Origin of the sequence: Paenibacillus glucanolyticus, from assembly GCF_037333485.1 — a bacterium.
GTDB lineage: Bacteria > Bacillota > Bacilli > Paenibacillales > Paenibacillaceae > Paenibacillus_AQ > Paenibacillus_AQ glucanolyticus.
Window position 1 is genome coordinate 2,259,792 of the sequence record NZ_CP147845.1, and the last position, 22,572, is coordinate 2,282,363.

The following is a 22,572-nucleotide window of genomic DNA, read 5'->3' on the forward strand; positions in this document are numbered from 1 at the left end:
CGGGAACGTCATGAACCATATCGACAGGGTAAGGAGAAGCGTACCGGAGGGCACGTTGATTCGGGGAATACATCCTGCTATTTATTTGTATGAGCGAGGCAAGAAACGTCCTGTAACTGATACGGAGACATTCCATTCCTATCGATTAAATGCAGAGGGCATTGTGGTATTGGAGGAGTCGGTGCTGGAAGATATGGAGACCGGCACGCCGGTGAACATCTATGGGGATTTTAGAACGAATAGCCCTGCAACTCTTCTGGTGAAAAGCAGCGGTTCGGAAATTTACCTATGGACCGATGGTCTGCTTCATCCGATTGCATCGGGCGAAATTTACGACAGACTGCGATTTCATTATTCAAGCGTAGTGACTTTGCCGGATGAACTGATCGCTTTCCTTCCAGAAGGGGATCCGATTCATGATGCAACGCTGCTCACGCATTCCCTGGTGAACGGAAGAGTATACAGTGCTCCTAACGGATTGATTTATTATGGAGAGCGAAACAAGCTGCGAAAAATCGAGGGTCCCTCCGTATTCTCTTTCTATCGATGGAGAGTGGAGGAGATTGTTCATTTAACGAGGGAGGAGTTTAACCACTGCCGGTTAGGGGAACCGATTCTGTAGATAGGTTTGCACTCCCATGGAGCTGTTGATGACGATAGGGGCGTTCGGGAAGGGTGAGAAACTTGAAGGTACTGCTCGTTACGATATTCATGATTCCTCATGTCGGGGGACTGTGGAAGTACATGCTGCAGGTAAAGCAGGGACTTGAAGCTCTCGGGCACCAGGTCGACATGATGGGTGACGGAATTGATTGTTTTTATATATATGGAGAGGACAACCGGAAGGTACTCAAGAGCCATTTTAAACCGATGCTGGAATATAAGCTTCCGACAACCTCCCCTATATTCACAGATCATTGGGTCAGGTATGCCGAGTCCGAGCGATTATCTCTTGAGCTGTCGCTTACGTATTTGGGCTTGGAGCAATATGATGTCATTCATGCCCAGGATGTGCTGGCCGCAGCGGCCGCAAGTCGCGTGAAACCTGCTCGGATACCCCTGGTTACCAGCATCCATGCCTCCGTGGCTTTCACGATACGAGATATGCTTCAGACGGATCAGGGCATTAAACCTTCCAGCGCTCCCCTCGTATGGAATTATTACAGGTCGATTGAGAATATAGGCGGTTCTTTCAGTGATCATGTCATGTTAGCTTCGAAGTGGCTGCAGGAAGTGATGGTGTCTCATTTTGCACTGCCGGAGTCAAAGATATCACTGATCCCCTATGCAATGGACATATCGAGCTTTGACAATCGAATGAAGATGGAGCATGATCTGTCCCGGCCAGAGAGTAAGAAAGTAATAATTAGCACCTCCAGACTAAGCTCTGAAAAAGGCATTCATGTGCTGCTGGAAGCCCTCGGCAAGCTGTTTAACATCCGTCAGGACTGGGTGTGCTGGCTGGTTGGGGACGGGGATCAGCGTTCCATGTACGAAGAACGTGTGGATCAGCTGGGTATAGGGGAAGCTGTGCATTTTTGGGGCTCGCGCGATGATGTTCCAGTATTGCTTGGCATAGCGGATATTTTTGTTATGCCGAGTTTGATGGAGACCTTGTCCTATTCCGTGATGGAAGCACAGCTTGCAGGATTACCGGTAGTCTCATCGGACGCAGGCGGTTTGAAGGAAGCGGTTCAGCATGAGGTGAACGGTCTTCTTTTTCCGGCGGGGGATGAGGATAGGCTGATGGCGCACTTGGATCGATTGCTCGAAGATGAAGCATACCGGCAATGGCTGGGGGAACAAGCACGGCAATGGGCTTTGGTCCATCGAGGTTTGGATACTATGGTAACGCGTGTGCTTGAAGTCTACCGGAAAGAGATAAGCAAGAAATGATGTTGCAAAGAAGGGGGAGTGGACCATGAATTCGACAGAGGTACCTGGAGATCAATATCGGGACCTGTTTTTATCCCAGCATACCCACCCTTTTATAATGGTCAATCAAGAAGTATGGGAGCTGACGATAAGCCGGCTTCCCAAGGATTATTTCATACCCGATTATCGGATTATTAATATGATGATGAACATGGTGTAGGAGAATAGAACGGAGGTGGGTGGAATGGGAACATCGAACTGGCAGAATTTATCTTATTGTGTAGATCTGATTCGGTATGTATCTCCTAAGTCCGTGCTGGACGTTGGCGTTGGGTTCGGCCGTTGGGGGATGATTTGCCGTGAGTATTTGGATGTATGGGAAGGGCGGGTATTTCGCGCGTATTGGAACACACGAATCGAAGGGATAGAGATCTATCCGGTGAACGTCGATTCTTATCATTCGTGTTTCTATAACAAGATTCATGTTGCGGATGCATTTGACCATCTTCATGCGGTAGTGGAGCCGGGGCAGTTCGATTTGATTATTCTGGGTGACGTTCTGGAGCACTTTACAAAAGAGCGTGGTCTTGCAGTGCTGCAGACCTGTATTCAGAAATCCCGATTTGTTCTCTTGAATATCCCCATTGGAACGAACTGGCCGCAGGGCGCGGCATATGGCAATGAATTTGAAGCTCATCTAAGCACATGGACAACGGAGGAACTGGATCAGTTCCCGGTGGCCGACAAGCGGCATTTTAAAGATTACATCGATCGTGATTTCTCCACGTATTTGTATTCCATGAAAGGCATGTAGGAAGCTACGCCGATCTTGAATCCCTTTCTGTTGAAACATCTTCTGTGAAGAAGATGTTTTTGCGTTTAACCCGTACTTGATTCATGGTATAGTGTAATGGATTTTCGATATATGGAAAGAGGTAGTTCAGATATAACTTAGAAAAGAGAGCTGATTCTATTCTATGAAAAAGATCGTTCTGGCCGGTGGAACAGGTTTTATAGGAAGTTATTTTGAGAAAAAATTCACGAGTGAACAAGCACAAGTATATATGATATCCCGCCAGGAAGGGCATATTTCGTGGGACGATCATGAAGGCATGGTTGCAGCGCTGGAGGGAGCCGATATGCTCATTAATCTGGCGGGCAAATCCGTAAACTGTCGATATCATGAACGGAATAAAGAGCTGATCCTGAAATCAAGAATCGATACAACGAAACGATTGGGAAGGGCCATTCAAGCCTGTGAGAATCCTCCCCTCACGTGGTTTAATTCCAGTACCGCTACTATCTACAGACATGCCGAGGATAGGCCGATGACGGAGGAATCGGGAGAGATTGGCTCCGGTTTTTCCGTTAAGGTAGCGGAAGAATGGGAACGGGCATTTTTCTCATTCCCGCTTGACCGCACAAGGCAAATTGCGCTGCGTATTGCCATTGTGTTAGGTCCTGACGGCGGCGTTATGACACCCTATATGAATCTGGTAAAGTACGGGCTGGGTGGAGAGCAGGGTACAGGCAACCAGAGGTTCAGCTGGATTCATGTCGAGGATTTGTACCGGATTGTTCTGTTCCTGCAGGAGAATAAAGAGCTGAGTGGTATCTTCAATTGTGCATCCCCGCATCCGGTACCAAATAGGGAGCTGATGAAGCTGCTTCGGCAGGCGTTAAACCGAAGGTTCGGACTGCCGTCACCCAAGTGGCTGCTCGAGCTCGGGGCCCGAATGATCCAAACCGAAACGGAGCTTATACTTAAGAGCCGCTGGGTTATTCCCGACAGACTGATGAAGTCGGGGTTTGATTTTAAGTACGATACACTGCATAAGGCATTGACGGAGATCGTGAAGAAGTAAAGAGAGGAGCACTTCTTCTGAAGGCTCTCTTCCAGCCGGATTGTTCCATCCAGAATCCATTTTCAATTCTTGGAGAATGAAGACCGATCCATACATGAGCTTCAGGAATGGGCGAAAGAGACTGATATACCCTTTCTCAAGAGGAATTTTTGGATATGGTTATAAAGTAGAACGTGAATAAGAGAATCGCAATTGGGCGTGGACCTAGGAGAAACCGAAGAAGAACTTGCCATAGCGCAGGTTCTTTTTTTGATGCCTAAAGCTCAGCGAATAAATCAATGGAAGTGTATTATTAGCCACTCGCCACAAAGTGGTATACTGTTTTTTAGCAGTATTGAGAGAAAGGATAGTGGTTATGGGTTACCAGCTGACCGAACGGGTGATCAAGCTATTGTGCGGAAAAACCTCCTACGATCGCGGTGGGGTCTTATATAGAGATGGGCAGGTAACGATGCGGATTCAAGATCCCGACAGCCGGAAGTACGAGGCGGAAGTGAGGGACAGGGAGTCCGGCATCGTCTATGCAGAGATTGACTCGAATGGAGATGTACTCGCCGAATGCAGCTGCACCGACTATGGATTATCCCGTAAGCGATGCAGACATATTGCAGCGGTGCTCCTGAACATCCGGGATATTGAACAGACGGCAGAAGCGCCAAAACGTCCTTATCCGTCGTTATTGCATACTTCTGCTCGCAAGCATAGCGAGGATGGAGGTATGACCCCCAGGTTCTCTACGGAGCTGCGCAGAGGTTCCGGCGGTAGCGAGGATGATGCGGTGTTGAGCAGCCAGCTGCTCGGTCTGTTCTCTTATTCCGGGAGCCAAAGGTCCACGGCAGCCTCCCGTTTTGATACGCGTGAGGTATTGGAACTGGAATGCATTTTTAAATTATTCCCTTACGGAAATCAACAACATCTGTTTGGCATTGAGCTGCGAATAGGTCAGAAACGCTTATATATCGTCCATCGGATCAGAGAGTTCCTGATGTGCCTGAAGCACGGACAATCCTGTGTGTTCACGAAGAATTTCGTCTATGATCCGGAGCGGCACAGCTTTAAGAAAGAGGACGACGATATCCTTCAAGCGCTGATCCGCATTTACGATCATGAACGGATGCTGCAGCAGACGCTGGCCATGCCTAACCATGGCAGAAACGGGGGCAGCGACCGGATGCTGATCATACCTCCGACGTTTTGGCCCGAAGTCAGGGCAATGCTGGATCGTTCCGTTGATTCCCTCTTGTCCCTGGATGGGGTCCTCACGGATAAGCTGGAGTTTAGTCAAGATCCAATCCCCCTCCAATTCGAATTTGATGAAGACGGGGATGATCACTATCTTATGAAGATAGAGGGATTGGATCGCATGACCGTTCTCGAGGAATACGGGCTAGTCATTGCGGACGGGAAGCTGATTGACATAGAGCTGGATGCTTGCCGGAGGCTGGCCGAGATGAAGTTGCTACTGGAAACATCGTTTAAACCGCAGATCCGGATTCAGCCGGAGATGATGGAGTCCATTATGGAGCGGGTGGTTCCGGGACTAATGAAGCTTGGCAGCGTTCATGTGGCACAGACCGTATCAGACCGGATCGTGAAAACACCCTTAAAAGCGAAGCTGTATCTGGATCGGGTTCGTGGACGGCTGTTAGCGGGACTGGATTTTCAATACGGCGACATCACCATCAATCCGCTGGGAGGACACCGCGCAGCACGGGACAGCAGCTCGATCCTGGTTCGCGATGGTGAGGCGGAGCAGCGGATTCTTACGCTTATGGAGGACGCCTCCTTCGCCAAGACCGATGACGGCTTTTTTATGACCGATGAAGCTACCGAATATGAGTTTCTGTATCATACAGTCCCGCAGCTGGAGAAACTGCTGGTGGTTTATGCAACAACGGCCGTGAAGGAACGTGTTCTTACAGAACCTATGGGTGCCAAAGTTCGAGTGGATATTGATGAACGGACGGACTGGCTTGAATTGAAGTTCGATATGGAGGGAATTCGGGAAGCCGAAATCCGGGAAATCGTCAAATCGCTCGAGGAGAAGCGTAAATATCACCGATTGCCTAACGGAGCACTTCTACCGCTTGAAAGTGATGAATTCCAGGCGGTGGTTGCGTTGATGAATCGGATTGGCCCTTGGCTATCGACGGATGGTACAGCGTTTAAATTACCGGCGGTCCAAGGGTTGCAGCTGATGGATTGGGAGGATTCCGGGTCAACGGTTCAGCTTGGCCGATCCTTGCGCCGAATGCTTCAGAATATGAAGAATCCGGATCATCTGGATTTTGCGGTTCCACCCAGTCTTGAACCCATCCTTCGGGATTATCAAAAATTAGGCTTTCAGTGGATGAAGACCTTGGCCCACTATCGATTCGGCGGCATTTTGGCAGATGATATGGGGTTGGGAAAAACCATTCAGAGCATCGCTTTCATTCTGTCGGTGCTTCCTGAGATCAGAGAACATAAAGAACCTGCGCTCATCGTTGCGCCGGCTTCACTGCTCTACAACTGGCATAACGAACTCAAGAAGTTCGCGCCGGAGATCAAGGCTGTCATTGCTGACGGGGTGCAGACCGAGCGGAGGCAGCTTATCAAAAGCGCGGGCAGCGCGGATGTTATCATTACCTCTTACCCGCTGCTTCGCAGAGATGTGGAACGATATGCAAAGCTGTCGTTTGCAGCGTTAATATTAGATGAAGCCCAAGCCTTCAAAAATTATGCAACCCAAACGGCTCAGGTCGTAAAAACACTTCATGCGCGCTATCGGTTTGCACTCACAGGCACGCCTGTAGAGAACCGTCTGGAGGAATTGTGGTCCATTTATGATGCCGTCTTCCCGGCTCTCTTCGGTGACCGAAAGGCCTTCCATGAATTGTCGAAAGAAACCGTGGCAAGGCGGGTGCGTCCCTTCCTGCTGCGCAGGTTGAAGTCGGATGTGCTGAAGGAACTGCCGGAGAAAATCGAATCGATTCAGGCATCGGGTCTGCTCATGGAGCAGAAGAAGCTGTATACCGCCTATCTTGCAAAATTAAGACAAGAGACGCTCAAGCATCTGGCGCAGGACGGCTTCCAGAAGAGTCGGATTCGCATCTTGGCAGGCATTACCCGCCTGAGGCAGATCTGCTGTCATCCGGCCCTTTTTGTTGAAGGCTACGAGGGAAGTTCGGCCAAGTTTGAGCAGCTCTTGGAGACCATCGAGGAATGTCGTCTTGCAGGACGGCGGATGCTGGTATTCTCCCAATTTACGGGGATGCTGAAACTGATTGCCGGAGAGCTTGGGTATCGGGGGATTCCGAGTTTTTATCTGGATGGGCAGACCCCGTCTGCCGAACGGGTGGAGCTCTGCGAGCGCTTTAACGAGGGGGAACGCGAGGTATTCCTGATATCGCTGAAGGCCGGTGGAACGGGCCTGAACCTGACGGGGGCCGATACGGTTATCCTGTACGATTTGTGGTGGAATCCGGCCGTTGAGCAGCAGGCCACAGACCGGGCGCATCGCATCGGTCAGAAGAAGGTTGTGCAGGTGATTCGCCTAGTGGCTCAGGATACGATCGAGGATAAAATGTATGCACTGCAGCAGAAGAAGAAAAACCTGATTGAGGAGCTGGTTCAGCCAGGGGAAGAGTCGCTGCCTAGCTGGACCGAGGCGGAAATTCGGGAGCTGCTGACACTTCAGGGCTAACGGATCTGATCAGGTTGCGGAAGTTTTTAAGAGATGGCAGGAGATGTGATGATGAAAAAAACAATCTTTTTCATACTGGCCGCTGTAGTGGTTGTCATCAGTTACATGCCGCTGTTCTTCGGCGGTTATGTCTACAATGAAGAGCAGGCCATGCGCCGCTTCCATCCCGCCTATACGGGGGATAAGCTCTACGAGAAGATCGGGGATCAGCACAAACTGATCGTCTGGCATGATGGTCATGTGAAGATCGTAACAGCCGTAGAGAGTAAATGGGGACTGCTGCACAGGGTCAAGAATGCCGTCGTTCTGGAACACAGGACGGAAGAGGGACCCTTCACACGCATTTGGTCCGCCAGCCGGAATGGTGACGGGATGTACGACACGCTGCTGGCGGTTGAAACGCTTGAGCCCAACAGTAAGAAAATTCTGGTCACCAATGAGCCATGGGAAGATAAGCTGATCGATAATCTGGATCAAATTAAAGCTTCGTCCGGGATATATATCGAAATGGATGTGGAACAAGGGTATGCCGTGGAATATGAATCATTACCCTACGGACAGACCGGGGGTTTCATATTCCGCAGTATAGACGCGGAAGGAAATATTATCTCCGTTCACCCTTGAGTATAGTCGATCAGCTGCAAACGCTGATATAATAGAAGAATGTAGTATTTATAACATATACTCCAGTCATAGAATAGGACGGTTATCGGTATGCTATCTTTTGTATTAACATTAAAGCGTCTCTTAAGCGGATTGTTTCGAGCGTTTAAGCAGCGGTATTTTCTGGCGCTGTTCGTCCTGATTGTCATCATGCTGATATCCGGTACGATGTTTTACACTAAACAAGAGGGGTTATCGGTGCTGGACGCTCTTTATTTCTGCGTTGTGACATTGAGCACGATAGGCCATCCGGAATTCGTACCGCAGACACCGCTTGGAAAAACCTTCACGATGGTTTACATTGTTGTCGGAACAGGCCTGTTCCTCGGAATGGTTGGACAATTGGCGTATGCCCTAATCCGAACCAATCAAAAAGAAGAGAAGAAATCGACGCCGTCATAGGGATCAAACGAAAAGCAGCCCAGGATTCAACCGGGGCTGTTTTTTTAATGGGCCATTGAAAATTGAAGGGTTCAACTGAGTCCGTAGGAACACCAACATGTTTATACCCACATATGGCAGTTCTACTCCACTGTCACGGCAAAATAAAAATTGGCGCGTCCCTGGTTCAGAGGCCATGTACACTGAATTTCGTACAGGTAGGAACCGGGGGTGGTCGGTAGGGTGTACCCGTCGTTGCCGGGCTCCGTCAGGTTTTGAAGGGTGAAACCGTTAATGCCTTCGGGCGGTGTCGTCTTGATGACCGCTCCGCCTGTGGCTATAACCGGCGTCATATCTTCAAGCCTGGGCATGGCTGAATCCGTCGTGGAGCAATGATCTTCGTTGCACCATGAATATCCACTTCGAAGCAGCTTGATTTCCGAATATGACAATGAGCAGGAGCACGTAGAGTATCGCGCGTTTGCTTTTCGTTATGATGGAAATCCCCCTTATCTATCACGTTCTTCCTATATGGGCTAGTAAATATGTTATAATTTTGAAATCAAACACTTCCATTATAAACCAATCATAAGCAGCAGGCGTTATATAATATGAGATTCTTATAAAGAGGATGGGACACATGACATTGAAATGGTTAGAGTGGGCAAAAGAGATGCAGGCGATCAGTCAAGCCGGATTGGAATATACGAAGGACGTCTATGACAAAGAGCGGTTTGAGCAGCTGAGAGAACTTAGCATCACGATCATGCAGGAGTATACGGGCGAAGGCAACGAGATGATTCGAACGCTGTTTGCTAGTGAAACCGGGTATCAGACGCCGAAGGTCGATGTCCGAGGAGTTATTTTTCAAGACGGGAAGCTGCTGCTGGTGAAGGAGAAGGCAGACGGCGCTTGGGCGCTGCCGGGAGGCTGGGCGGATGTTGGTCTGTCTCCGTCCGAAGTTGTTGTGAAAGAAGTGAAGGAAGAAGCGGGGTATGAAGTACGTGCAGTCAGGCTGCTTGCCGTGTTGGACAAGAAATTTCATAACCATCCGCCTTCTGCCTTCCATGTGTACAAAATGTTCATTCAGTGCGACATTACGGGTGGATCGGCAGGAGTGGGAACCGAGACCTCTGCGGTCGGTTTTTTCCATAAGGACGAGCTGCCGCCGCTGTCCGAAGAACGGAATACCAAGGAGCAGCTGCAGCGAATCTTCGAATTCGAGAACAACCCGCATCTGCCGATATGGCTGGATTAATACATATAACAAAGGAGCGTAGACAATGTGATGGGCTTTAGACCTTACAAAAACGTACCGGATGAAGAGGAAACGAAGAGCAGATTCCATGGACGGATCAACATTTTCTTTTTCAGTGCCTTTTTAATCTTTTGTATCATTATCGTGCGCTTGGCCATCTTGCAGTTCGTTGAAGGCCCGGAGCTGGCTAGCCAGGAATCCGGGGGAGAGCAGAAGCACTTTCCGCTGCAGCCGATCCGGGGCAGCATCATCGACGCCTCTGGCGAGAAACTTGCCTACTCTACAGCTTCGAATTCCCTGTATATCACACTCATGAAGGATTACAGCGAGAAGACGGACAAAGGGAAAGCCAATCAGCCGGAAGCAGTGGAGATGGCTAAGCGGATCGTTCAGGCCTTTAACAAGTATGGGGATCCGAGCATCGAACAGATGACTGTAAAGAATGTGATGGATGAATTGGACCTGGAATATATCAAGCAGCATGGTTATCAACCCAGACTTATCAAGTCGAATTTGACCAAGGAAGAAATCGCTTATTTCATGGAGAACCGTGCGAAATTCCCCGGCATCCAGATTGTGGAGGAGAATGTAAGGCACTACGATCCGGATACGGTGGCGGTTCAGACGATCGGATATCTAAAGAAGTTCAAAGGTTCTAAAGACCTTAAGGATTATCAGGCTATTGATCAGAGCAACAAGGATCAGGATAATCCGGGATTAATTTATACGGAAGAAGAGTGGATCGGTTATGACGGATTAGAGCGGATGTACCAGGAGGAGCTGCGCGGCAAGAGCGGGTATCTCAGTATTCCGATTAATCCGCAGAATATGGTGGATGGCGTACCGACGATGGTTGCCCCCGAAAAAGGCCTGAATATCCACACCACGATCCATAAGGACATTCAGGTCGCGACTGAGCAGGCCATTATGGATCGGCTTCAATATCTTCATACCAACCCTGTGTCGGGCAAACTTCATAAGGATGCTGTCACCGGCTATGCCGTCGCCATGGAAATTGATACTGGCCATGTGGTCGCGATGGCCAGCATGCCGGATTACGACTCGAATGTGTGGGGAAGCGGAGGCAAAATTACGCAGGATGTCGTGGACTCGTCGGGTAATGGCACGATCACGATATACGGATCAGGCAGATCGGGACACGGGTTCGAATCCATGATCTTTCTCGGTTCCGTTATCAAGCCGTTGACGGTACTGATCGGGTTGAATGAAGGATTATTTGGCCCTAATGATACGTATCCTGATCAAGGGTACGCTTCGATAGGTCGGGAAGGAAGCGAAACGAAAATTCGTAACTCCAGCGGCCATAGAATCGGACCCATTAAACCTCAGCAAGCGATTCAGCAATCATCGAATGCCTTCATGATCGATTGGGTTGGCAAAAGGTTAGTCAACAAGTATGGCGGCGAGAAGGGCGTTACGGTCTGGGATAAGTATATGGAGCAGTTTGGTCTTGGAGTAGTAACGGGGAGTGGTTTGCCTAAGGAGCATAAAGGACTGAAAAATTATACGGATACAAAAGCAGCGGGAAGTAATCTGGCGGCGTTAGCCTACGCTTCCTTCGGTCAGCAGGGGAAATACACCCCTCTACAGCTTGCTCAATACACGGTTATGCTGGCGAATGAAGGCAAGCGAATCAAGCCGCAGCTGGTCAGCAAAATAACGGATCAGAATGGAAAAGTGGTCAAGGAATTCGGGCGCGAGGTCCTTAATGAAGTTCATTTTCCCAAGCAATACTGGCAAATCATTAAACAGGGGATGAATACACAAGGTATCGCGGGTTTCGAAGATTTTAAATATGATTTTGCCCGCAAAACAGGTACATCCGAGCAATCATATAAAGGTGTTAACCTTGATAACGGCGTCTTCATCGCCTTTGCTCCGCGCGATAACCCGAAGCTAGCGGTGGCCGTCGTTGTGCCGGAAGGCGGCTTCGGCTCGCAAAGCGCCGCGCCGATTGCGAGGAAGATATTCGACGCTTATGACGAAGTCTATGGCCTTGATGGAACGCCGCATCCGAAGAAGGCTGACGAGCAGGCAGAGGATGGCAGCCCGGACGAGTCAGGGGATAACTGATTCAGGTTTTTTCTCCATAATCAATTGCTTGTGCATAATGCATATAGTTAAAGGCAGGTTGAAGAGTGAGCCTTATCCTCTCCAACCTGCCTTTGTTGTGCTCCCGATGATCAATAAGGATTCTTCCTGATCTTCAGCACTTCCGCCAGGAAGGTCAAGGCCAATCCCTGACCCCAGCCTTGAATGCGTTTATCCGGCACGCCTTTGTATCCCGCGGTGTCCTTCATAACGGCTGTTCCCGCGGACACGCCGCTGACGGTGCCGTCCTCTGTAATTTTAGACAAGATCCCGTCAATCGATTTCTGCGTGTATTTATTATAGATGCGTCCTTTGGTCAGAAGGGCGGCGGCGATGCCGGCCGAGCCGGACGTTTCCAGCGGGGATTGCGGATCGGTCGTAATCGTATGCCACAGGCCGGATTCATGCTGCAACCGGACCAGGGCGCTGAGCTGGTCGCGCAGCGAGCCTTCGATGATCATGAAGGATGGATGCGTGACCGGCACAAGCTCCAGGGCACGTGCCATCGTGATGGCGGCCCAAGCATTGCCCCGGCACCAGAAGACGCCGGACATATGATTGCCGGCGATATTGTCCCAACCATGATAATACAGATTTGTGACGGGATCCTGCAGAAAATCCTCATGGCCGTGATACTGCCTCAAGCCATCCTCGAAGTAATCCTCACGGTCCAGCATTACGCCGATCCGAAGCAGGAAGTAGCCTGCCATAAACATCGTATCGACCCACGCCTGCTCCGGAAAGTTATACGTTTCGGAGTTCACCGTATGCTGAAAGATGCCGTTGCCGAAACGCTGTGCATCCTGCGTAAGAAATTCGGCCATTTCCTTGGCCGTTTCTATATAACGCTCATCCCCATAAACTTCGTACAGGGAAAGCAGCGAGTGGCCGATGGAGACGCCGTTCACCGACAGCTTGGGCAGGCCCGCCTCCATATTTTCGTCCACCCAAGCTTTTAATTGCTCCATATAGTTCTTCTTTCCGGTTGCAGCGTAGGCTTCACATACTCCATAAAAAGCGACTCCGCCCGGCCAATCCCAGCTAAAATCCATGCGGAAGGTTCGGTCAACCACCTGGTCGATCACTTGTTCAATACGTTGTTCATCAAACACGAGTGTTGGCATAACAGTTACTCCTTTCATAATGGGCCTCCTGATCAGAAGGGAAGGTTATCGTGTCATGGGAACCAAAATAAGCTGATTATCCTTTCAGTCCGGTCGTGCTGATCCCTTCCACAATGTATTTCTGGAAGATGAAGAAAACGATGACGACCGGCAGCAGCGATAGCGTAGCCATAGCGAACATCCCGCCCCAGTTGTTAAGCGACTCTCCATCGAGGAACAGCTTCAAGGCAAGAGACACCGGATATTTCTCCGGGTTGTTCAAGTAGATGAGCGGATTGATGAAATCATCCCATCTCCAGTAGAAGGAGAAGATCGAGCAAGTAATCAGAGCAGGCACGATCAGAGGCACGACCACCCTGAAGAATATCCCGTATTTGCTGCAGCCATCTATTTTAGCCGCTTCATCCAGCTCCTTCGGAATGGTGCGGATGAACTGCATGATGAGGAAGATGAAGAACGGAATGCCGAAGAATTGGGGGACAATCAACGGCTTGAAGGATGATAGCCAGCCGAACTTGGCAAACATCACGTACTGCGGGACGATCACCACATCATGCGGCAGCATCATCGTAATCATCATGCAGGCAAACCAGAACTGCTGTCCGAAGAACCGGGTTCGAGCCAAACCGAAGGCAACAAGGGCGGAGGAAGCCACGGCCCCGATCGTGGAGATGATGACAATGATGAACGAGTTTGTAAAGAAGGTAGCAAACGTGGTCCCTGCAAAGCCCTTCCAGCCTGTGGCATAGTTCGAGAATTCAAGCCGGCTTGGAATCAGGCTGTAGGCGGTCGTAAATATTTCATGATTGGGCTTAAGCGAGCTTGCCACCAGCCACAGAATCGGATAGGTCATGCCGAGGGCGAACAATCCGACCAGGGTGTGGTAGAGGATGCGTCTGGATTTGGTCATAACCGTCAATCTCCTTTCGACTCGTAGTGAACCCAGCGGGTAGATGATCTGAAGATGAGCAAGGTCAGGACACCGACGATAAGAAGCATGATCCAGGCAAGCGCTGATGCGTAACCCATTTCAAAATGCGAGAACGCCTTGCGGTATAAGTAAAGTGAATAGAGCAGCGTCTGATCCAGAGGTCCGCCTTCTCCGCGCGATATGATATAGGCGGGGGTGAATGTGAGGAACGCCGATATGGTCTGAAGTGTCAGGTTAAATAAAATGATGGGGCTTAACATGGGCAGCGTAATCTTGAAAAAGCGATGGACCGCGTTGGCGCCGTCCACGCTGGCAGCTTCATAGTAATCCCTCGGAATGTTTTTGAGCCCGGCCAGAAATATAATCATCGAAGAACCGAACTGCCAGATCGATAAAGCGATCAGTGTCCAGAGTGCCGTACTGGGATTCCCAATCCAAGACGTGGTGGAATGAATCCCGAACAAGGACAGGGCAGAGTTCACGAGCCCCTTGTCACCGAAGATTTGCTGCCACATGATGGCTACAGCCACACTGCCGCCGATGAGCGATGGCAGGTAGAAGGCAGAACGGTATAGTCCTACCGCCTTGGTAGCGGTATTCAGAATCATGGCAACGAAGAGGGCGAAGATGAGGCGAAGGGGGACACTTGCAAATACATAGGTGAAGGTGACCTGAAACGACTTGCCGATTTTGTCATCCTCCAGAAACAATCGTTCATAATTGGCCAGACCGAGCCACCTGGGCGCTTCCATCAGGTTGTAATTCGTAAACGAATAATACAGGGATGACAGGATGGGATATAACGTAAAGATGAGAAAGCCAAGAACGAACGGAGCAGAGAATACATAACCCGTAATATGTTCGTTCTCACGGAGTCTCTTCATGATCTTCAACCCCTACAATTCAGATTTGATAACGCCCCGTGTTGGGGTCATTGATGTAAAAAAGGCATCTCTTGCGCACACAGGTAAGACGTGCGGGAGATGCCTTGTCTAACCATGCTCTGGTTACTGCTGAGATCTGGCCAAAATGGCGTTGGCTTCCTTGCGGAACTCAGCCGCGGCATCTTCGATCGAGATTTTCTTGAACAGGATGCGTTCGCTGAGATCGCGCAGGAGCTTCTCAATCTCAACTGCTCCGATTGGATTCGGAGGATCTCCTTGCGTGCTGTTGGCTTCCGCCCAAGTGACATAGTCAAAGATCTTGGCTTCGTTCTCTGACAGCAGCGGTTTGAGCGCTTCCTTCACCTTGGCGGATACCGGCACCCCGCGTTCGCCCTTGATCAGCTTGTTGGCTTCGATATCATTGATGAAGAAACTGATGAATTTGGCGGCTTCTTCTTTATGCTTCGAGGTTTCGGTGACCGAGAAATACATGGAAGGTTTCAGGAAGAGACCGTCTTTCGTTCCGGGACCCGGCATGGGATTCAGCTCCAACGGACGATCAGTCACCAGATTGGCCACGGCGAGGAACTGGTTGGACCAGCCGGTACCCGATATGGAGTTGCCAAGAACGATTTCATCTTCTTCGGCTACGCCTTTCTTCTGGGCTTCCTTATCCAGAGACAGGATATATCCGTTGTCGTACCATTTCTGGTAGCGGGTGAAATAATCGATGAACGCCTGGTCATCGCCGTATCCGATCGTCTTGCCGTCGGCACTGTACATTTTCTGGCCGATGGTTCTTAGATAATAGGGGAAGAAGACGTCATGCCGGTAAGCAAAGCCCCCGATTTGCAGTCCTTTTTCCTTGGCTTGGGCCCCCATTTTGTCCATGTCGTCCCAAGTCCATTCCTTGGATGGAATGTCAATGCCATTCTTCTTCATTGTCTCGACGTCGAACGTTGTTTGGAGTGCATTCACGCCGAGATTCAAGGCAACCAGCTTGCCGTTGACCTCGCCTCCGCTCAGCGCATTCTCGCTGACGTCGGCCACATCCAGCTCGCCGCTCTCGGTGAACGGCTTCAGATCAGCCAGCTGATTCCGGCCTGCGTATTGATTCAGATAGGAGATGTCCATCTGAATAATGTCCGGGAGTCCGCCGGCCACCGCTTGGGGAGCGAGCTTCTTCCAGTAATCATCGAACGGGGCGTACTCAGGCTCAATTGTGACGTGTGGATTCTGAGCTTCATACATCTCAATGACCTTCAGGGTGTAATCATGCCGGGATTGTCCGCCCCACCATGCAATGCGGAGTTTGACCGGATCCTTGCTATCGCTCGCAGCAGCTGGCGGTGTCTCGGTTCCGGTCCCATTGCTTGCCGGCGTCTCTGCAGCACCGCCGCCCGAACAGCCGATCAAACTTCCAATCAGGGAAAACATCAGAACTGCGGTTAATACTTTTTTCATTCCATTTCCTCCCCTTTGTTAATAAACCATATCGACCCTAAATGTTAGTGCTTACATTCCCAATTATCTTGTGTTAGAGGGGAAAGAGTAAGGAAAAAAACCGTGCAGTTTGTTTAAAAAGCAGAGATGTACGTACAAGTTAACCTCTATTTTTTCATAAATTCGGAGGGTGTACAGCCGATCTGCTTCTTGAATACCTGACTGAAATATTGAGGATTGTCACCGAAACCAAGCAGCTCCGCCATCTCGAATATTTTGATATCCGGGTCGCTCTGCATCATTTCGGTTGCACGCTTCATCCGTAATTTCATCAAGTAGTTGGAGAATTTCTCGCCTGTCTCCTTCTTGAAGAGTTTGCCGAGATAGTCTGCGTTCATATACAGCATGTCATTGGCTACCAGATTGAGCGTAAGCTCCGAGTTCCCAAGCTGCTGTTCGATGATCTCAACGACCTTGCGAACGATGGCATTGTATTTGACTTTGTTCTGCTCGAAGTTTCGCTGCGTAATTTCCCTTACCGTGTCTTCGAGAAATGCTTGAATGGCTTGCAAGGTGCTCATTTCGGCGATTTCCGGAATCCGCGCATATCGCTGCTGCATCTGTTCAGGGTCGGTTAGACGGATGAGGGACACATATTGCTGGATCACGTAGGATTTGGTCAGTTCAATGCTGAGCTGCGCCCGCTTCAGCTCTTGAACGAATTCTGCCAGGGCAAGCTCCGCTTCTTTGCGGTGACCGGATCGGACAGGCATGCACAGTCGTTCCTCATCGAGAACAAAACCTCCCTCCAGGCTGCCACTATGAAGGGTATCCTCTGTGGTGATCATCCCGCTTTCATCCAAGTAGAAGCGGTAGTTGAGGCACTGCAATGTATCCCGGTAGAGCTTCCGCGCCAGAGTAACAGGCCCGGGATCGCTAATGGCGATCGTTACATCCATCTTGTAATACTGTTTAAAGGTACAGCGGATATCCTGAAGCTGTTGATGGAGCTGTTCATCGTCTCGATTCTCGATAAGCACCAGAACCTGCTGCCCAATGGTAGTGCTCAGCAGGGTGGAGTCTAGGAGGTCTTCGGCAATATTCTTTACGGCGAATTGATGCTCAAATTCCACGTTGCCCTCCAGCTGGAACAACAGCAGGCGCACGGGTTGATCGAAGCTGTATTGAAACAAGCTGCGGTATTCCTCCAGGTCATGACGTCCATAGGTTTTGTTGGTGACAAACTCCTTGAGAACCTGCTCTTTGACGTGAGGCAGCACCTTGCGGAGGCGGCCCTTCATCTCTTGAATGAATGACTCCTTATGCTGCAATGCCGTCAGTTCGCCAATGACCTCCTTCAGGGCTTCGCCGATTTTGATCTCGTCGGTAGGCTTCAGCAGGTAATGCTTCACGCCGTACTGCATGGCACGGTTGGCATACTCAAATTCGCCGAAGCCAGACAGCAGCACGAATTTGATATGGGGATGGGAGGCGTAGGTTTTGGCTACGAGCTCCAGCCCATCCAGTCCGGGCATGCGAATATCGCAAACAACGATATCCGGTGCCTCTCTCATGATTTTTTCATATGCCTGGATCCCGTTCTGGGCAGTGCCTGCAAGTATGGTCTGATATGCTGGCCAGTCTACCATCTGGGATATGCCGTCCAGAATAATTCGTTCATCGTCCACAAGCAGAACCTTATACATCGAACAATCCCTCCGTTATTTAGGTAACGACAGAATCACCCGGGTTCCAAGCCCCGGCCCGCTGTCAATGGTTAAGCCATAATGTTCGCCAAAAGCAAGCTTGATTCGTTCATCGATGTTTAACAGTCCGATTCCGTTACCACTGGTTGTCAAATTGCCGCTTCGCAGTTGCATAAGCGTATCCGGCCCCATGCCAGGGCCATCATCCTCCAACACAACACAGAAAGCGGAGGGGGTCTCCTTGCAGAACAAGATGATTCGGCAAGGCTCAATTGAAGGCTCCAGTGCATAATGGATGGCATTCTCAAGCAGGGGCTGAAGGGTCAGCTTGGGAATGGGGCGCTGCCAGTCCTGCTCCTGTACATCCATTGTAAATTGGAGGCGGTCTTCAAACCGGAACCTCTGAATGAGGATGTAATTCCGGACAATCTCCAGCTCCTCGCCCAGCGTCAGAATCGGTTCTTTCAGGCTGACCGAGTTGCGGAGAAGGAAAGCCAGGGCCTGCACCATATCGGAGATTTGAGACTGCTTGTTCATCTTCGCCAGCCAGTTCACGGATTCCAGGGTGTTATACAGAAAGTGGGGATTGATCTGGGCTTGCAGTGCTTTGAACTCGGTTTCTTTAATTAACAGCCGGTTCGAATAGTTCTCGGTAATGAGGGCATTGATTCTCTCGATCATGAGTCGGAATGTCCGGTGCAGCAGGCCCAGCTCATTCATGGCTACAGGCGTCGCATCCTGGGGCAGAACATTGGCTTCTGCAAAGTTTCCTTTTTCCGCGAGTTTCATCCGGGTAATAAGACTTTCGATGGGACGTGTCAGCCCTCGGCTGAACCGTATACCGAGCAGGATCGCAACAGCGAATATCATCGTGAACACGATAATGACGAGCTCTTTAATGAATATGATTTGCTTGAAGGCTTGGTTGAATGGCGTGACGTTCATATAAGTCCAGCCCGTATTGGCGGAGCGGTTATGTGCGATGAAATAGGTATGGCCGTCCATTTCACGCGTGAGGTATCCGTTTCCCGATGACAGGGAGGATTGAATAGCTGCCGGATCAAAGTGCGGTGTTTGCGGATAGATTAGATCCGTACCCGCAGTCATGATCAGATCCCCTTCCCCGCCAGCGGACTTGCGAACGATTTTATCCATATTGATTCGGATAATGATGGTCCCCAAGTAATGCAGGTCGAACAGCGTACCGGTATAGGAACGTATTTCCCGGGAAAGTAACAGGGCCGAGTCCTGTTCGTCAGGGTAGATCCAGCGTTCCTCGCCATCGGCATCCCCGGCAAGCTGAAGGATATGTTCTTTCTTAGCCGGATCAATTGGAACGATGCTGCCGACATCATGCTGTTTATCGTAGGAGTCAATCAAGTGGATGGAATAAAGCATGGGCTCGGAGCCGACATAATTCAGAAGGCGGTCCACAAGATGCTGCCTCAGTATGAGCCGGTCATAATCAGAGTCGCTCCCCGAGATGGAGCGCAACAGGTTTTGGATCTGGGTATCGGTTATGATGTTGAAGGAGAGCTGTTCGATCCGCTCGAGCTCTGACTCAATGGCAGATGAGGACAGGTGCAGAACCTGGGATGATTTGAGGTACAGCTGCTCGTCGTAGATGGAGAACGCATACTGCTGGACGATGACGGCGAAGGTAAATGCCATCGCAACGATCAGGCTGATAAGAAGTGAGAGTTTGTTTTTGATTTTCATATTTTTATAGATGGCACTCCATTTTTGCACGGCAACGTCTCCTTGTGCTTGACCTTGAAATGTTGTGTACACATTATGTACCGGGTTGTAAACGCTGTCAATATTGTTATTGGGCAGTAAACCAGTGCAAGGTTTCAAGATACAGTCGGTTATTTAAACAAGATGGACGGTTATTTGGATTTATTTCGGGAGGCGTGCGGTACATAATGGTTCAGAGGGTAACAGCAGCCTTGGGGAGGTGTAAAGTACTATGTACAAGTTTGATTTTGGAACAGAAACACCGTGTCATGATCATATCAAAATAACGGCAGAGACCTTATATAGTCCAGAGCTTGGCTACGGCTTCCATTCCCTGTCTCCGTTATCCGCTGTGAACCGATTGGGGGAGCAGACGTTATCGGGAGATTTTGTAATCCCGCTGAATGCGACATTTCAAATCGATGTGCCGGATGGTCTGTACACCTTGCACCTGCTGATCGGTGATGCCTGGTTTGATACCGAAACCTCCATCCGGGGAACGGAAGGGCAGATGCTGCTGGATGGTTTGCGGACACAGGGAGGTCACTTTGAACGATACAGCGTTACGGTGCCGGCTGTCCAAGGCGCAATCATGCTGTCCTTTTCCGGCCGCGCTCCCCGGATTAATGCCATGGAGGTAGCAGCTTCCCCGCATGCCTGCCATTTGTTTCTGGCGGGAGATTCGACGGTGACCAACCAGCCAGCGGGCGGATTTCCCTACACCGGTTGGGGGCAAATGCTGCCTTCCCATATCAAGGCCGATGCTGCTGTTAGCAATTACGCGCGTTCGGGCCGAAGTTCCAAGAGCTTTATAGCTGAGGGGCTTCTGGATCCGATTCGGGAAAAGCTGAAGCCGCATGATTATATGCTGATTCAGTTTGGTCATAACGATCAGAAGCGGGACGAGGAGAGATATACGGAACCCTTTACCACATACAAGGAGTTTCTGAAAATATACATTGACGTTTGCCGGGAGAAGCAGGCCACTCCGATCCTGCTAACACCTGTCCATCGGCGTTATTTTGATTGCAATGGCAGGCTGAAGGACACGCACGGAGATTATATTACAGCTGTTCGGGAATTGGCGGTGGAGGAGCAGGTTCCCTTGGTGGATCTTGCTGCGCTGAGTTTGGATTATTTTAACCGACTCGGGCCGGATGGGACAAAATCGGTGTTTATGTGGGGAGCACCCGGTGAATTTCTGTTGTTCCCGCAAGGGGTGATGGATAATACCCATTTTCAGCAGCGCGGTGCAGTCAATGTGGCGGAGCTGGTGATTGGCGCTTTGAAAGGGCTTGGTCTTCAGCCGTTGTCTCTCTATTTGCGATAGCCTTTATTTTGCGGGGGATGATTCGTCATACAAGGAACTTTGGTTGTGAACAGCGAATTGGTTCTAATACCTTATACACGAGGAGAGATTACGGCATGTCAAAAGGCGAGAAACAATGGATCATCCCGGACGCTTACATTCCTCCTGTGAGCAGTGGAGAGCTTACCAGTCATGAGTCGGTCTGTGTCTTGAACTTAAGCGATCAGGATGTGGTGATTACGGTTCACGCTTACTTCGAGGATCGTGACCCCCTGCTCGGAATGGAAACAATCGTTCCAGCCCAAAGAACCAAGCACATACGGACCAGTTCGCTTGCAGCGGAGGATGGAGAAGGCATACCTTCGGGTGTTCCCTATGCGATGGAAGTAACCAGCAGTGCGCCTGTGTTTGTTCAGTACAGCCGTCTGGATTCGACTCAGGCAGAGAATGCCTTGATGAGTGTCATGGCGTATCCGATATCAACAATTTAATGTGAAAAAGGATATACTGCGAAGGATTTACAGCGATAAAACGAAAGAAGGACCGAGTACACACGGTCCTTCTCTTTACGTTGATATGAATTCAGTTTAAATAATGGCGTCTTTCGTCATTTCGTAGAGCGTAATGGAATCCTGGCGTATTTCCAGTGAAATCACCGTATCCTCTTTTTTGAAAAAGTAGACATGACCCAGCCGGTTATCCTTCAGTTCCGTCCATCCTGAATCCTGTATCTCTTGGATGTATCGCTCTGGCGTGGACAAGCCCTGCTCCCCGCCGATGCCCTTTACTTCATATTTAACGCCGTTGTCAATGTTGGGATTTTCGGATGAGGATATGGTCTCCAATAGTGCCGAACTTTCCGGGATGGGGAAATCGCCATGAATGGAAGAGGTTGTGTACCCGTCGACAGGCTCCTCATATTTAGGGGTACATCCGATGGCCAGCAGGAATAAGGGTAACAACATGAAGGTGATAAGATATTTTCTCATGGGCATCGCTCCTTTCTATAATGAACGCAACAAGTCTGGAAAAAGTTGTGGGTGCATCCACTTTTCTAATTGAATGCTTCATTACCGAATGAACCAACGGCGTTATGCAGGGACAAGCGGGGACGGCATTATCTATGCCCGGGATTTTAGCGAATACAGGACGATAATGGGGGAGAGCATGGCAAACGACTTGCATCAGATGACAATTGAAGGGTGAGTATTCCGGTCACTAGCCTCTAGATACGAACGAGGGGAAAAATGTTAAAATAAACATCAGGCGGTTAGCTTGACGTTTATTTGTATGCTGCCCTGATGTTGCGAAATGAGAATGAATTAATACATATAACAACCACGGTAAGGTGATTTTGGATGATTGATGATGAGTCCCATATAACCGCTTACCGCCATACTTGGAAGAGAAGAACGTTTTTTCCGGCCATGATTTCCTGGGTGGGACGGGAGCATATTTGATGCAGGTCAGAATCTAGTAATCCAGTAATCTTTAGCAATCTAGTTATCCAGCAATTTAGTTATCCAACAAAGATCATAGGACAGCTTTCCCCATCAGTCGAAGAGCTGGCGTAGCACGACCCTACTTCATACGAGAATA

General features: G+C 49.8%; 20 protein-coding genes. 12 read left to right on the forward strand and 8 right to left on the reverse strand.

Going from position 1 to position 22,572, the window contains the following annotated elements; genetic code table 11:
- The first annotated feature begins 10 nt into the window (after positions 1 to 10).
- The 8 genes from WDY75_RS10880 to WDY75_RS10915 all read left to right on the forward strand — a co-directional run bounded on the left by WDY75_RS10880 (position 11) and on the right by WDY75_RS10915 (position 8,490).
- Complete coding sequence (locus WDY75_RS10880) at positions 11 to 622, forward strand: hypothetical protein (RefSeq protein ID WP_063480090.1); 612 nt, start codon at positions 11 to 13, stop codon at positions 620 to 622.
- A 53-nt stretch (positions 623 to 675) separates the two neighbouring features.
- Complete coding sequence (locus WDY75_RS10885) at positions 676 to 1,896, forward strand: glycosyltransferase family 4 protein (protein ID WP_156515087.1); 1,221 nt, start codon at positions 676 to 678, stop codon at positions 1,894 to 1,896.
- A gap of 25 nt (positions 1,897 to 1,921) precedes the next feature.
- A complete protein-coding gene (locus WDY75_RS10890; protein ID WP_006211492.1) occupies positions 1,922 to 2,095 on the forward strand; it encodes a hypothetical protein in 174 nt (57 codons plus the stop codon).
- Positions 2,096 to 2,119: 24 nt separating this feature from the next.
- Entirely contained in the window at positions 2,120 to 2,689 is a 570-nt protein-coding gene (locus WDY75_RS10895; RefSeq protein WP_063480088.1) for a methyltransferase domain-containing protein, read from the forward strand.
- A gap of 163 nt (positions 2,690 to 2,852) precedes the next feature.
- Positions 2,853 to 3,740: a TIGR01777 family oxidoreductase gene (locus WDY75_RS10900; RefSeq protein WP_063480087.1), complete on the forward strand. Its 888-nt coding sequence runs from the start codon at positions 2,853 to 2,855 to the stop codon at positions 3,738 to 3,740.
- A 355-nt stretch (positions 3,741 to 4,095) separates the two neighbouring features.
- Entirely contained in the window at positions 4,096 to 7,425 is a 3,330-nt protein-coding gene (locus tag WDY75_RS10905; protein WP_063480086.1) for a DEAD/DEAH box helicase, read from the forward strand.
- A gap of 48 nt (positions 7,426 to 7,473) precedes the next feature.
- Positions 7,474 to 8,049, forward strand: coding sequence for a hypothetical protein (locus tag WDY75_RS10910; protein WP_231888201.1), 576 nt, complete (start codon positions 7,474 to 7,476; stop codon positions 8,047 to 8,049).
- A gap of 90 nt (positions 8,050 to 8,139) precedes the next feature.
- Entirely contained in the window at positions 8,140 to 8,490 is a 351-nt protein-coding gene (locus WDY75_RS10915) for a potassium channel family protein (RefSeq protein ID WP_006211489.1), read from the forward strand.
- Positions 8,491 to 8,612: 122 nt separating this feature from the next.
- Here WDY75_RS10915 and WDY75_RS10920 read toward each other — a convergent pair whose 3' ends face one another.
- The gene (locus WDY75_RS10920) at positions 8,613 to 8,840 is read right to left on the reverse strand and encodes a hypothetical protein (RefSeq protein ID WP_197477167.1); all 228 of its coding nucleotides are present in this window, start codon (positions 8,838 to 8,840) and stop codon (positions 8,613 to 8,615) included.
- A 269-nt stretch (positions 8,841 to 9,109) separates the two neighbouring features.
- On the opposite strand from WDY75_RS10920, the gene WDY75_RS10925 reads away from it, so the two are divergent.
- Together WDY75_RS10925 and WDY75_RS10930 are read left to right on the forward strand one after the other, a co-directional pair.
- Complete coding sequence (locus WDY75_RS10925) at positions 9,110 to 9,727, forward strand: NUDIX hydrolase (protein WP_063480084.1); 618 nt, start codon at positions 9,110 to 9,112, stop codon at positions 9,725 to 9,727.
- Positions 9,728 to 9,757: 30 nt separating this feature from the next.
- Positions 9,758 to 11,821, forward strand: a complete 2,064-nt coding sequence (locus WDY75_RS10930; protein WP_409348331.1) for a peptidoglycan D,D-transpeptidase FtsI family protein — start codon at positions 9,758 to 9,760, stop codon at positions 11,819 to 11,821.
- Between the two features lie 110 nt (positions 11,822 to 11,931).
- Here WDY75_RS10930 and WDY75_RS10935 read toward each other — a convergent pair whose 3' ends face one another.
- The 6 genes from WDY75_RS10935 to WDY75_RS10960 all read right to left on the reverse strand — a co-directional run bounded on the left by WDY75_RS10935 (position 11,932) and on the right by WDY75_RS10960 (position 19,676).
- The gene (locus WDY75_RS10935; RefSeq protein WP_063480523.1) at positions 11,932 to 12,963 is read right to left on the reverse strand and encodes a glycoside hydrolase family 88 protein; all 1,032 of its coding nucleotides are present in this window, start codon (positions 12,961 to 12,963) and stop codon (positions 11,932 to 11,934) included.
- A gap of 76 nt (positions 12,964 to 13,039) precedes the next feature.
- A complete protein-coding gene (locus WDY75_RS10940; protein WP_006211486.1) occupies positions 13,040 to 13,873 on the reverse strand; it encodes a carbohydrate ABC transporter permease in 834 nt (277 codons plus the stop codon).
- A gap of 5 nt (positions 13,874 to 13,878) precedes the next feature.
- Entirely contained in the window at positions 13,879 to 14,778 is a 900-nt protein-coding gene (locus WDY75_RS10945) for a carbohydrate ABC transporter permease (protein WP_006211485.1), read from the reverse strand.
- A gap of 123 nt (positions 14,779 to 14,901) precedes the next feature.
- Positions 14,902 to 16,242 (reverse strand): ABC transporter substrate-binding protein, encoded by a 1,341-nt coding sequence (locus WDY75_RS10950; RefSeq protein ID WP_063480082.1) that lies wholly within the window; start codon positions 16,240 to 16,242, stop codon positions 14,902 to 14,904.
- Between the two features lie 146 nt (positions 16,243 to 16,388).
- Entirely contained in the window at positions 16,389 to 17,927 is a 1,539-nt protein-coding gene (locus WDY75_RS10955; RefSeq protein ID WP_063480081.1) for a response regulator, read from the reverse strand.
- Between the two features lie 15 nt (positions 17,928 to 17,942).
- A complete protein-coding gene (locus WDY75_RS10960) occupies positions 17,943 to 19,676 on the reverse strand; it encodes a sensor histidine kinase (RefSeq protein WP_063480080.1) in 1,734 nt (577 codons plus the stop codon).
- Between the two features lie 220 nt (positions 19,677 to 19,896).
- On the opposite strand from WDY75_RS10960, the gene WDY75_RS10965 reads away from it, so the two are divergent.
- Together WDY75_RS10965 and WDY75_RS10970 are read left to right on the forward strand one after the other, a co-directional pair.
- Positions 19,897 to 20,994, forward strand: a complete 1,098-nt coding sequence (locus WDY75_RS10965; protein WP_006211481.1) for a rhamnogalacturonan acetylesterase — start codon at positions 19,897 to 19,899, stop codon at positions 20,992 to 20,994.
- Positions 20,995 to 21,089: 95 nt separating this feature from the next.
- Complete coding sequence (locus WDY75_RS10970; RefSeq protein ID WP_006211480.1) at positions 21,090 to 21,464, forward strand: sensory rhodopsin transducer; 375 nt, start codon at positions 21,090 to 21,092, stop codon at positions 21,462 to 21,464.
- 96 nt (positions 21,465 to 21,560) lie between these two features.
- On the opposite strand, the gene WDY75_RS10975 is transcribed toward WDY75_RS10970, so the two are convergent.
- Entirely contained in the window at positions 21,561 to 21,962 is a 402-nt protein-coding gene (locus tag WDY75_RS10975; RefSeq protein WP_036641900.1) for a hypothetical protein, read from the reverse strand.
- Positions 21,963 to 22,572: the final 610 nt, after the last annotated feature.